10 protein-coding genes are annotated in these 12,087 nt (G+C 46.0%); 6 read left to right on the top strand and 4 right to left on the bottom strand.

Annotated features, from left to right (window positions below):
* Positions 1-28 precede the first annotated feature (28 nt).
* On the top strand, positions 29-1,390 hold the full coding sequence (gene glmU, locus AC5O63_RS20765) for a bifunctional UDP-N-acetylglucosamine diphosphorylase/glucosamine-1-phosphate N-acetyltransferase GlmU (RefSeq protein WP_494506130.1): 1,362 nt from the start codon (positions 29-31) through the stop codon (positions 1,388-1,390).
* A gap of 80 nt (positions 1,391-1,470) precedes the next feature.
* Here glmU and AC5O63_RS20760 read toward each other — a convergent pair whose 3' ends face one another.
* Positions 1,471-2,211, bottom strand: a complete 741-nt coding sequence (locus AC5O63_RS20760; RefSeq protein ID WP_494506129.1) for an amino acid ABC transporter permease — start codon at positions 2,209-2,211, stop codon at positions 1,471-1,473.
* Positions 2,212-2,302: 91 nt separating this feature from the next.
* Here AC5O63_RS20760 and AC5O63_RS20755 point away from each other — a divergent pair, with 91 nt between their 5' ends.
* On the top strand, positions 2,303-3,079 hold the full coding sequence (locus AC5O63_RS20755; RefSeq protein ID WP_272785994.1) for a transporter substrate-binding domain-containing protein: 777 nt from the start codon (positions 2,303-2,305) through the stop codon (positions 3,077-3,079).
* A gap of 55 nt (positions 3,080-3,134) precedes the next feature.
* On the opposite strand, the gene punC is transcribed toward AC5O63_RS20755, so the two are convergent.
* The gene (gene punC / locus AC5O63_RS20750) at positions 3,135-4,334 is read right to left on the bottom strand and encodes a purine nucleoside transporter PunC (protein WP_494506128.1); all 1,200 of its coding nucleotides are present in this window, start codon (positions 4,332-4,334) and stop codon (positions 3,135-3,137) included.
* 154 nt (positions 4,335-4,488) lie between these two features.
* On the opposite strand from punC, the gene punR reads away from it, so the two are divergent.
* A complete protein-coding gene (gene punR / locus AC5O63_RS20745; protein WP_494506127.1) occupies positions 4,489-5,391 on the top strand; it encodes a DNA-binding transcriptional activator PunR in 903 nt (300 codons plus the stop codon).
* A gap of 45 nt (positions 5,392-5,436) precedes the next feature.
* Here punR and fadA read toward each other — a convergent pair whose 3' ends face one another.
* Positions 5,437-6,612 (bottom strand): acetyl-CoA C-acyltransferase FadA, encoded by a 1,176-nt coding sequence (gene fadA / locus AC5O63_RS20740; RefSeq protein WP_494506126.1) that lies wholly within the window; start codon positions 6,610-6,612, stop codon positions 5,437-5,439.
* A gap of 12 nt (positions 6,613-6,624) precedes the next feature.
* A complete protein-coding gene (fadB, locus tag AC5O63_RS20735) occupies positions 6,625-8,796 on the bottom strand; it encodes a fatty acid oxidation complex subunit alpha FadB (RefSeq protein ID WP_494506125.1) in 2,172 nt (723 codons plus the stop codon).
* A gap of 249 nt (positions 8,797-9,045) precedes the next feature.
* Here fadB and AC5O63_RS20730 point away from each other — a divergent pair, with 249 nt between their 5' ends.
* From AC5O63_RS20730 to hemG, 3 genes are read left to right on the top strand one after another with little or no spacing between them, the layout of a single operon-like run.
* Positions 9,046-9,675 (top strand): YigZ family protein, encoded by a 630-nt coding sequence (locus tag AC5O63_RS20730; protein WP_494506124.1) that lies wholly within the window; start codon positions 9,046-9,048, stop codon positions 9,673-9,675.
* Positions 9,676-9,715: 40 nt separating this feature from the next.
* Positions 9,716-11,173 carry a TrkH family potassium uptake protein gene (locus AC5O63_RS20725; protein WP_494506123.1) on the top strand — a complete coding sequence of 486 codons (1,458 nt, stop codon included), beginning with the start codon at positions 9,716-9,718 and terminating at the stop codon, positions 11,171-11,173.
* 9 nt (positions 11,174-11,182) lie between these two features.
* A complete protein-coding gene (gene hemG / locus AC5O63_RS20720; RefSeq protein ID WP_494506122.1) occupies positions 11,183-11,710 on the top strand; it encodes a menaquinone-dependent protoporphyrinogen IX dehydrogenase in 528 nt (175 codons plus the stop codon).
* Positions 11,711-12,087 lie beyond the last annotated feature (377 nt).

Below are 12,087 nucleotides of genomic sequence, written 5' to 3'. Positions count from 1 at the left end.
TTTAATACAAGTTCAAATGGGTAACTCAATGAAGTTTAGCGCAGTGATTCTGGCGGCGGGCAAAGGGACTCGCATGTATTCCAATAAACCTAAGGTTCTGCATACGCTTGCGGGTAAGCCAATGGTGAAACATGTGATTGATACATGTAACGGATTAGGCGCGCAGAACATCCATTTGGTGTACGGCCATGGTGGCGATCAAATGCAAGCTGAACTAAGCAGTGAATCAGTAAGTTGGGTGTTGCAAGCGGATCAGCTCGGTACAGGTCACGCAGTGGATCAAGCAGCACCACAGTTTGAAGATGATGAAAAAATCTTAGTGCTTTACGGCGATGTACCACTGATCTCAGAAGAAACCATTGAAAGCTTGCTCGATGCCCAGCCAACAGGCGGTATCGCACTGCTAACTGTTGTACTAGATAATCCTATGGGCTACGGACGTATCGTGCGTAAGAACGGCCCTGTTGTAGCTATTGTTGAGCAAAAAGATGCGACAGAAGAGCAGAAGCTGATTAAAGAGATCAATACTGGTGTGATGGTTGCCACTGGCGGCGATCTGAAACGTTGGTTGTCTGGTCTAAACAACAACAATGCTCAAGGTGAGTACTACTTAACCGATGTTATCGCTGCAGCCCATGATGAAGGCAGAGCGGTTGAAGCAGTTCATCCAGTAAACCCAATTGAGGTGGAAGGGGTTAACGACCGCGCTCAGTTGGCGCGTCTAGAGCGCGCGTTCCAGTCAATGCAAGCACAAAAGTTACTAGAGCAAGGCGTAATGCTACGCGACCCTGCACGTTTCGATCTACGTGGTGAATTGCAGTGCGGTATGGATTGTGAAATTGATGCCAATGTTATTATCGAAGGAAAAGTATCGCTCGGTGATAATGTCGTGATTGGTACTGGTTGTGTACTCAAAGATTGTGAAATAGACGATAACACGGTTATTCGTCCATACAGTGTGATTGAAGGCGCGACGGTCGGTGAAGAGTGTAGCGTGGGTCCATTCACTCGTCTGCGCCCTGGTGCTGAGATGCGTAATGACTCTCACGTTGGTAACTTCGTTGAAGTGAAGAACGCTCGCCTTGGTGAGGGCTCTAAAGCTAATCACCTGACTTATTTAGGTGATGCCGAGATCGGTCAGCGCACCAATGTAGGGGCGGGTGTGATCACTTGTAACTATGATGGCGCAAACAAGTTTAAAACAACCATCGGCAACGATGTTTTTGTTGGCTCTGACAGTCAGCTGGTGGCGCCAGTCACTATCGCTGATGGTGCGACAATTGGTGCGGGAACGACTTTGACCAAAGATGTCGCTGAAGGTGAGTTAGTCATCACTCGCGCTAAAGAGCGTAAGATTTCAGGTTGGCAGCGCCCAGTAAAACAAAAGTAATCGCTTTTACTAGCAATGATAATGTTACAAAGCCGCTCATGATGAGCGGCTTTGTTGTCTCTAGTTAGTTGCGAAGCGATTTAATGGCTAGGAATAGCGATGCGCTTTTCTAACCAACGAACAGCTTGAGAGACCAAAAGAATCAGCACTAAATATTCTAGAACTAGGAAGGTATAAATCTCTAAAGGTAAGTACTCATTAACCACTAGCTCGTTGGCACGACGGGTTAGGTCACTTAAACCAATCACACTGACCAGAGAACTCATTTTGAGAATATAGACAAATTGGTTACCTAATGGCGGTAAGATTTGTCGGAAAGCTTGCGGCAAAATCACTAAGCGCATCTTCTGCCAATAGTTCAAACCTAGTGACTCTGCTGCTTCATGTTGGCCGCGACTGATGGCTTGAATCCCACCGCGAAATACTTCCGCCATAAAGGCACTTTCCGCGATAGTCAGTGCAATGACCCCCGCCCAGAAATGATCGAGTGAGATATCCAATAACGTAGGCATACCATAATAAACCCACAGTAGTAATACGAGCACTGGCACAGAACGCACACTTTCGACATAGACACGGTTGATAGCACGCAGATATTTCAGTGGTGAAAGCGCAGGTAACGCGACAATGAGTCCGAGCGTCATGGCAAATAGCATACTCAGCAGAGAGACTTGAATTGTGTCGCTAAAGCCGGCAAGTAGAAAGCTTACATTGGTTCGGCCTTGATCGGTTGTCGGGTCGAGCACGTACCAACCCCACTGATAATCCGAACAGCCAGTGAGAAGTAACAGTGAACCAAGCAATAGATAACGAGAAGTCACATTACACCTTGTATTGACTAAAAAAATCCATTTGATGCTGCTATGTTAGCAATGAACGGGCTTAATTCGTAATAACTTTAGGGAAGATATAATGAACAAGTATATTTTAGCACTTGGATTGTGCTTATTGTCAGTAGGTCAGGTGATGGCTGAAACCAGTCGTTTACATCAAATCCTCGATAAAGGGGTGCTACGTGTAGGTACAACTGGGGATTGGAACCCGATGACAATGAAGGATCCGGCTACCAATAGCTACCGTGGTTTTGATATTGATGTAACAACTGAGTTAGCTAAAGATCTTGGGGTGAAAGTCGAATACGTCGCAACCGATTGGAAAACACTAGTCAATGGGGTGACGGCCAATAAGTACGACATTACTGGCAGCGCTTCGCTTAACATGTCGCGTGCTAAGGTAGCGGGCTACAGTCAGCCTTACTTCTATTTAGCATTTGTTCCCGTGGTGCAGAAAAAGGATTTAGACAAGTTTTCTGACTGGAGTGACTTTGATAAAGCGGAAGTAAAAGTGGCGGCAACGTTAGGCACGGTACAAGAGAAGATGGTCAAAGAGTTTTTCCCATCAGCACAACATGTGGTTATTGAAGCGCCAGCACGTGACTTTCAAGAGTTACTGGCACGCAGAGCCGATGTCTCGGTGACGTCAAACGTAGAGGCGGCAACGCTGGTGGAGAAGTTTAAGCAATTGGCCATTGTTCCGGTTAAAGAGCCACGTAAGCCGACGCCAATCGCGATGTTACTGCCACAGGATGATCAGGTTTGGATTAATTACCTTAATCACTGGGTGGAGCTGAAGAAAACTCAAGGATTCTTTAAAAAGACTGCTGAAAAGTGGGGTCTGAAGAGTTTGTAACTGCTTACTTATCTGATTGAAACTAAAAGAGCCGCCATTGCGGCTCTTTGTCTATTTATTCATCACCGACGACTCTTGAATTGTCTGGTGCTGTGAAGTGTTGAGACAACTCACGATTAGACACTACATAGCCAATCCACATTCCGCCCATACAAATCACAATCGCAATACCTGTCACCAGTTGAGCCTGACTTGCCATCGAGGCGACTAACGCACTGGCTAGGCTGCTGACACAGATCTGTAGGCTATTCTGTAATCCTGCTGCAGTTGCTGGACTTTGCTGTGCACTGGCTAATGCGCGATTAACAACGATTGGGTATAGAGCACCGTTGGCAACCGCTATTAAACAGAATGGGGCGAGAATTGGCCAGATTGACGTTAGCTGCCACTGAGAGGCGATAACTATCAGTAGAGAAGCGACACTGAATAGCCCGATCAGCTGGCGCAGGACTTTCTCATCCCCATATTTACGCACACCGACTTTACCTAAGTAACCGCCAGCCATAAAGGCGATAGTCTGTGGAATAAAGCTCAAACCAATATCTTTCGCTTGATAGCCAAGCTGCGACATGATCTCTGGCATACCGGTTAGGTAAGCAAAGAATGCCGCTGATGCCGTGGCGAACATAAACACGTTGCCTAAGTAGGTTTTGGAACCTAGCAGTGCCTTAATATCTGCCGAGATACTGGTTTGCTTGACCTCGGCCTTTTCATTTTTCTGTGCCATGGTGGCGATGACGAGTAATACCCCCATTAATGTCAGAGCGACAAAAATACTGTGCCAGCCAAAGTTATCTGCCAATAGCACACCTAGTTGTGGCGCAAGTGCCGGAGACAATGCAACTAAAGGCATGATCGTAGCAAAGATCTGTTGGCTATTACTGGAGTGGCGTTTGATCACCATTGCTTGCCAGATCACTGCCGGTGCGCAAACACCGATCGCTTGCACAAAGCGCAGAGTCAGTAGCTGCCAGACTTGATCGCTAAACGCCAAGCCAAATGATGCGATAGTGAAAATCACCAAGCCGGCCGCTAGGGTATTACGATGGCCAAACTTATCGGAGGCTAAGCCCCACATCAACTGACCAAAAGCCATTCCGACAAGAAAGACAGTCAGAGAAAGAGCTATTTGCTCAGGGCCTGTTGCAAAGTCGATTTCCATCGCTTTGAATGCAGGTAGGTACATGTCGGTGGCAATAAAGCCGAGCATCGAAAGGGCTGCGAGATAAACAAGCTGTAGTTTTGAAATTTTCATGATTCAACCAATCAAATTATTTAATCATTATTTACTCAGTATCAGTTGGCGCCAACCCTGATTTATTTACCCCGCCATTCTATTTTTCGATTTTCAGAAAATAAAACGTTAAAATTATTGGTTATCAATCAAAAAATTTGAACGGTTGTGCGCTATGTATTCAAAATCATCGCTTGAGATGTTAGATACCGTTGCCCGCTTGGGAAGTTTTACCGCTGCGGCTGAGGTGTTGCATAAAGTCCCGTCGGCGATCAGCTATGGCGTGCGTCAGGTCGAGCAAGAGTTGGACGTGATATTGTTTCGCCGTCTGCCAAGGAAAGTCGAGCTGACACCCGCAGGTGAACTGTTTATTGCTGAAGCTCGGTTACTGCTGAGACAGATGGAAGATCTTAAGGCGCAAACCAAACGCGCTGCTCAAGGTTGGCAATCAACACTCAAGCTGACCTTAGACAATGTGGTCAAGCTAGATAAGCTTAAACCGCTAGTGGAAGACTTTTACCGTGAGTTTGAGTTCGCTGAGCTGCAGATCAATATGGAAGTGTTTAACGGCTCGTGGGAGGCGATAGCACAAGAGCGAGCAGATATCGTGATTGGAGCGACTTCTGCGATTCCTGTGGGTGGTGATTTTGAAGTGAGAGATATGGGGGTTTTAGACTGGGCATTTGTGATGTCTCCAGCGCATCCTTGTGTCCGCCAGCAATATCTAACTGAAGAGTTTGTCAGTCGGTATCCAGCAATCTGCTTGGATGATACCTCTAGCGTGTTGCCCAAGCGTCACACAGGGCATTATCCGCAGCAGCGGCGTTTGTTGCTGCCCAATTGGTACAGTGCGATTGAGTGTCTCAAAAATGGTGTCGGGGTAGGTTATATGCCTCGACACATTGCGATGCCGTTAATTCTTGAGGGGGTACTGGTGGAGAAAACACTACCAGATGAAAAGCCGATCAGCCAATGTTGTTTAGTCTGGCGCAAGGATGATAACCACAAGCTTATTCAGTGGATGGTGGATTACTTAGGCTCTTCCAATCAGCTCCATCACGACTGGTTAAAGCACTAAAGAAAACGCCAGCTTAATGCTGGCGTTGTTTTACTTGATAGTAGATTAAGGGCGTTCAAAGACGGTTGCGATACCCTGACCTAAACCGATACACATGGTGGCTAGACCATATTTGGCATCCTTAGCTTCCATCAGGTTAATCAGTGTGGTCGAAATACGAGAACCAGAACAACCCAGTGGGTGACCAAGAGCGATAGCGCCACCGTTAAGGTTGACCTTCTCGTCCATTACTTCCAGCAAACCTAGGTCTTTAGCACAAGGTAAAGATTGAGCAGCAAATGCTTCATTTAGCTCTACCACATCCATATCTTCGATAGAGAGACCGGCACGTTTAAGCGCTTTCTGCGTTGCCGGTACAGGGCCATAACCCATGATAGATGGATCGCAACCCGCAATAGCCATACCTTTGATGCGTGCGCGAATTGGCAAGCCAAGTTCATTGGCTTTGTCTTCGCTCATGATCAGCATGGCTGATGCACCATCAGATAGCGCAGAGGATGTACCTGCGGTGACGGTTCCGTTTGCAGGGTCAAATACCGGACGAAGCTGAGATAGACCTTCTACTGAGGTTTCCGGACGAATCACTTCATCGTGATCTAGCGTGAATAGGGTACCGTCCGCAGCGTGGCCCTCAATTGGAAGGATCTCGTTTTTAAAGCGACCTTCAACGGTAGCTGCATGAGCGCGAGCATGAGAGCGCGCAGCAAATTCATCTTGTTGCTCACGGCTGATACCGTGCAGTTTACCAAGCATTTCTGCGGTTAAACCCATCATACCCGCTGCTTTAGCAACGTTTTTCGACATGCCTGGGTGGAAATCCACACCGTGGTTCATAGGAACATGCCCCATGTGCTCAACACCACCAATGAGGCAAATCTCCGCATCACCAGTCATAATTGCGCGTGTACCATCATGCAGAGCCTGCATTGATGAACCACATAGGCGGTTGATAGTTACTGCACCAATTTCAATTGGCAAGCCTGCAAGCAGTGCTGCATTACGCGCAACGTTAAAGCCTTGTTCTAACGTTTGCTGTACACAGCCCCAGTAGATATCTTCAATCTCGCTTGGGTTAACCTGAGGGTTGCGCGCAAGAATGCCTTTCATTAACTGAGCAGAAAGATCTTCGGCGCGAGTATGACGGAAAGCTCCACCTTTAGAGCGTCCCATCGGTGTACGTAGACAATCTACTACGACAACGTTTTTAGTTTGATTAATCATTTGGGAATCTCCTTAGATAGAACCTTGTTGCTGAGCACCATAAAAGGTTTGGCCTTTTTCAGCCATATCAATCAGCAATTGTGGTACTTGGTACATAGCGCCTAGATCTGAATATTGGTTCGCCATTGCGACAAACTCGGCAATACCTACGCTATCTAAGTAACGGAAAACGCCACCTCGGAATGGAGGGAAGCCCAGACCATAAACTAAAGCCATATCGGCTTCTTGAGGAGAAGCGATGATGTTTTCTTGCAGACACAAGACAACTTCATTGATCATCGGAATCATCATTCGTTGGATGATGGTTTGATCATCGAACTCCTGCTTCTCTGCACAAACGTCGGCGAGTACTGGCAGAATATCTTCACTGAATGTTTTTTTCGGTTTGCCTTTTCTATCCAAAGCGTAGCTATAGAAGCCGCTACCATTCTTCTGACCATACTTGTCTGCTTCAAACAGAGCGTCAATCGCATCACGACCTTGTTTACCCATACGCTCTGGGAAGCCTTGAGCCATTACCGCTTGGGCATGGTGAGCGGTATCAATGCCGACTACATCTAGCAGATAGGCAGGTCCCATTGGCCAGCCAAACTTACGTTCCATGACTTTGTCGATCTTAGTGAAATCAGCACCGTCACGTAGCAACATGCTGAAACCACCAAAATAAGGGAAGAGTACGCGGTTGACGAAGAATCCGGGACAGTCATTCACTACGATTGGTGATTTACCCATTTTCGCAGCGTAAGCGACAACGCGGTTGATGGTTTCATCTGAGGTATGTTCACCACGGATGATCTCGACTAAAGGCATGCGGTGTACTGGGTTAAAGAAATGCATACCACAGAAATTTTCTGGTCGTTTAAGTGATTTAGCCAGCAGGTTGATTGGGATAGTCGATGTATTTGAGGTAATGACGGTTTCGTCCCCCACTTGTTGCTCGACTTCACTGAGTACTGCCGCTTTCACTTTCGGATTTTCAACCACTGCTTCAACGATAACATCCGTCTCTTCGATGCCTGCGTAATGAAGGCTTGGAGTGATCGAAGCTAGGATACCCGCCATCTTAAAGCCATCAATACGGCCGCGAGATAGGCGCTTGTTAAGCAGTTTAGAGGCTTCGGTCATACCTAAATCTAGCGACGCTTGGGCGATATCTTTCATTAAGACAGGGACACCTTTAAGTGCCGACTGGTAAGCAATACCGCCACCCATGATACCTGCGCCTAATACCGCTGCACGTTGAGTGTCTTTGCTAGCAGACTTAGCCGCTTTTTTAGCTAGCCCTTTAATATATTGATCATTAAGGAATAGACCAACTAGAGACTTGGCTTCTTCTGATTTCGCTAGCTTAACAAAATGTTTGCGTTCAACATCAAGCGCTTCATTGCGAGCAAAACGAGCACCTTCCTCGATAGTCACAACTGCTGTCATTGGTGCAGGGTAGTGAGGACCAGCCTTCTGAGCGACCAAGCCTTTTGCCATCGTAAAGCTCATCATAGATTCAAGCTTGCTGAGTGAAAGTGGCGATGTTTTTTGTTTACGTCGTTCTTTCCAATCCAGTTTTTCATTGATCGCTTGGGTTAGAGTCTTAATCGCTGACTCGTACAGAGCATCTGTCTCGACAATAGCGTCTAGTAGACCGATTTTAAGTGCTTCATCCGCTCGGCAAGCTTTGCCTTGTGTAATGACTTCCATCGCGCTGTCGGCACCGATAACACGCGGTAAGCGAACACAACCACCAAAGCCTGGCATGATTCCGAGTTTAGTCTCTGGTAAGCCAATGCTGGTGGTTTTGTCACCAATACGCATGTCAGTAGCAAGTACACACTCACATCCACCACCCAAAGTGTGGCCTTTTAAAACAGAAAGTGTCGGTACGGGTAGGTCTTCAAGCTTATTAAAGATGCTGTTAGCAAATTGAAGCCATTGATCTAGCTCTTGCTCTGATTTGGCAAATAGGCCCAGAAACTCAGTAATGTCAGCGCCAACAATAAACGCCTCTTTATCTGAAGTAAGCAGTAAGCCTTTGAGAGAGCTGTGAGCTTTTAGCGCGTCAAGAGCCTTATCCAGAGACTCAAGAGTAGCGAGGTCGAGCTTGTTAACAGACGCTGGTGCACAGAAGCTGAGCTCAGCGATTCCGTCTTGTAATTCCTTTACCTGTAGGGTTTCGGCTTGGTAAATCATTGTCTATCTCCATGACATACAATCTTAGGATTGCGTGTACAGCGGCTGGTTGAGTTGCAACCGCTGTAAAGGAAAGTGGTGTTATAGTTATTCTGGTTAGACCAGTAGTTTTAGTTTGGACTTGCTGTTGGTTAAATTCAATACATTTTTTAAACAAGTGTTTAACATTGTGCGCTCGGACAGATCTTAGGCGACGTTAAATTCGCTCTCGTGATACACTGCGAGCAAGACATAACACGAACCACAGCCATGAATAACCTGCCGTATTTAATACCTGCACAACCCACTCAGTTTGAAGAGGAAATAAAGAAAAGCGTCTTTATTACTTACCTTGCGCATACTCCATCAATTGACTTAGCTAAAGCGTTTGTTGAGCAGATAAAAAGCAAACACTCAGATGCGCGACATAATTGCTGGGGGTTTGTTGCTGGTAGACCTGAAGATTCAATGCAATGGGGTTTTAGCGACGACGGTGAGCCATCAGGAACCGCGGGGAAACCTATATTGGCGCAATTATCAGGTTCGGGAGTGGGTGAAATTACTGCTGTGGTAACTCGCTACTCTGGTGGTATCAAGCTAGGAACCGGTGGATTGGTTAAAGCATATGGTGGTGGGGTACAGCAAGCTCTCAAGTCGCTTCAAACAATTGAGAAAAAAATAACCACAAAACTACTACTAGAGTTAGACTATGGGTTTATGCCAATTGCACAGTCTCTATTTCCTCAGTTCGGAGCTCAAGAAGTCAGTGCTGAGTACAGTGAGTTGGTTAAAATGGTTATCGAGATTGAACTTCGTCAAGTGAGTGACTTTACTCAAACCATTATTAATAAGAGTGGCGCCAAGGTACAGGTTACCTCGTTGGACAAACAACAAAGATAATTAGGAAGTCTGAAGCTACGCTTCATAAATCAATCTAACCATGCAATTTCGATCCATTATTCGCATCGTCGGGCTTTTGCTCGCGCTTTTTAGTCTCTCTATGCTAGCCCCTGCTTTAGTAGCGCTTATCTATCGAGACGGTGCAGGTGTTCCTTTTGTCACCACCTTTTTCGTTCTGCTGTTTTGCGGAACCGTGTGTTGGTTTCCAAACCGACGCCATAAACATGAATTAAAAGCTCGTGATGGTTTTCTGATTGTCGTTTTGTTTTGGACGGTACTTGGAAGTGCAGGTTCACTGCCATTTCTCATCGCTGACAATCCCAATGTTTCTGTCACAGACGCTTTCTTTGAGTCTTTTTCTGCTTTAACCACCACCGGAGCCACGGTCATTGTTGGTCTTGATGACTTGCCCAAAGCAATCTTGTTTTATCGTCAGTTCCTACAATGGTTTGGCGGTATGGGTATCATCGTACTTGCCGTTGCGATCTTACCGGTATTAGGTATCGGTGGTATGCAGCTTTATCGAGCTGAAATTCCGGGGCCAGTAAAAGACACCAAGATGACGCCGCGTATCGCCGAAACAGCGAAAGCACTGTGGTATATCTATTTAAGTCTAACCATTGCTTGTGCTGCTTCTTTTTGGCTTGCAGGGATGACACCGTTTGATGCGATAAGCCATAGTTTCTCGACAATCGCCATTGGTGGTTTCTCTACCCATGATGCGAGTATGGGACATTTCGACAGTTACGCGATCAATATGATTACCGTCGTGTTCCTTTTGATCTCGGCATGTAACTACTCACTTCACTTTGCGGCCTTTGCCTCTGGCGGCGTGCATCCTAAGTACTATTGGAAGGACCCGGAGTTTAGAGCCTTTATCTTTATTCAGGTCTTACTGTTTGTGGTTTGTTTCCTAGTTTTATTAAACCACCACTCATATAGCTCGGTATATGACGCCTTTGATCAGGCTCTTTTCCAAACGGTTTCCATTTCGACCACAGCAGGCTTCACAACGACAGGCTTTGCTGAGTGGCCACTATTCTTACCCGTGCTGTTGCTTTTCTCCTCCTTTATTGGTGGATGTGCGGGTTCTACCGGTGGTGGTATGAAAGTCATCCGTATTTTATTACTGACGTTGCAAGGTGTGCGTGAACTGAAGCGTTTGGTACACCCGCGTGCAGTGTATACGATCAAAGTCGGCGGTAGTTCTCTTCCTCAGCGGGTTGTCGATGCTGTGTGGGGATTCTTCTCTGCCTATGCTCTGGTTTTTGTAGTCTGCATGTTAGGTCTGATTGCGACTGGAATGGATGAGCTAAGTGCTTTCTCTGCGGTTGCGGCGACACTCAACAACTTAGGTCCGGGTCTTGGTGAAGTAGCACTTCACTTTGGTGATGTGAATGACAAGGCGAAATGGGTTCTGATTGTTTCGATGCTATTTGGACGACTAGAAATCTTTACTCTACTTATACTACTTACGCCGACGTTCTGGCGTAGCTAAGGAGACGATGTGGCAAAGGCGCTATTTCTCTATTCAAGCCGTGAAGGTCAAACTAAAAAGATATTTAGCCATATACAGACAGAGCTGTCTGAATATGATTGTGAACTGCTCGACCTACACACCATAGACACGGTGGATTTCAGCCAATATGAGCGAGTGCTTATTGGTGCCTCTATTCGTTATGGTCACCTTAACAAAAAGCTCTATCAGTTTATTGAGCGTAACTTGTCTTCATTACAGCAGAGTAAAGTTGCTTTCTTCTGTGTGAATCTAACGGCACGTAAAGAAGACCAAGGAAAGGATACGCCTGAAGGTAGTGCTTATATAAAGACATTTCTTAAAAAGTCGCCTTGGCAGCCTCAACTAATCGGTGTCTTTGCAGGTGCTCTCTATTACCCACGTTATAACTGGTTCGATAGAACAATGATTAAATTCATTATGAGTATGACGGGGGGAGAGACAGATACAAGTAAAGAGGTAGAGTACACCAATTGGGAAAAAGTGACTCTATTCGCCAATAAGTTTAAAGATATGTAAAGAAAAGGCTCACTTATAAGGCTTTTAGATCGAAATTTAATCGAACGATAAAAAAGTTAGAAAAAACTGAAAAAAGGGCTTGCCAAGAATCTTTCGATCTCTATAATGCCCCCTCGCTGACACGGCAACGCTTCGAAAGAAACGAGAGCCCAGTTAGCAAGGTCAATTAGCCAAACGGAAACGCTTGAAAAAAAGTTTGAAAAAAGTGGTTGACACTAAACTTTATCTCGCTAAAATGGCCGTCCGATTTGAGCGAAGCTCAGTCGGAAAGCTCTTTAACAATATAAACCTATCAATCTGTGTGGGCACTCGTTGATGATAATCCAATTAGAAACTTCGGTTTCAAATTAGGTTTCAATGAAACGAAGTGACCATTG

The organism is Vibrio sp. SCP2 (assembly GCF_059295395.1).
The sequence above is the reverse complement of the archived record's forward strand: the minus strand, read 5'-3'. Positions and strand labels throughout refer to the sequence as shown.

Coding starts and splice junctions, on each gene's coding strand:
- glmU (WP_494506130.1), top strand. CDS start 29: ATGAAGTTTAGCGCAGTGATTCTGGCGGCGGGCAAAGGGACTCGCATG.
- AC5O63_RS20755 (WP_272785994.1), top strand. CDS start 2,303: ATGAACAAGTATATTTTAGCACTTGGATTGTGCTTATTGTCAGTAGGT.
- punC (WP_494506128.1), bottom strand. CDS start 4,334: ATGAAAATTTCAAAACTACAGCTTGTTTATCTCGCAGCCCTTTCGATG.
- punR (WP_494506127.1), top strand. CDS start 4,489: ATGTATTCAAAATCATCGCTTGAGATGTTAGATACCGTTGCCCGCTTG.
- fadA (WP_494506126.1), bottom strand. CDS start 6,612: ATGATTAATCAAACTAAAAACGTTGTCGTAGTAGATTGTCTACGTACA.
- fadB (WP_494506125.1), bottom strand. CDS start 8,796: ATGATTTACCAAGCCGAAACCCTACAGGTAAAGGAATTACAAGACGGA.
- AC5O63_RS20730 (WP_494506124.1), top strand. CDS start 9,046: ATGAATAACCTGCCGTATTTAATACCTGCACAACCCACTCAGTTTGAA.
- AC5O63_RS20725 (WP_494506123.1), top strand. CDS start 9,716: ATGCAATTTCGATCCATTATTCGCATCGTCGGGCTTTTGCTCGCGCTT.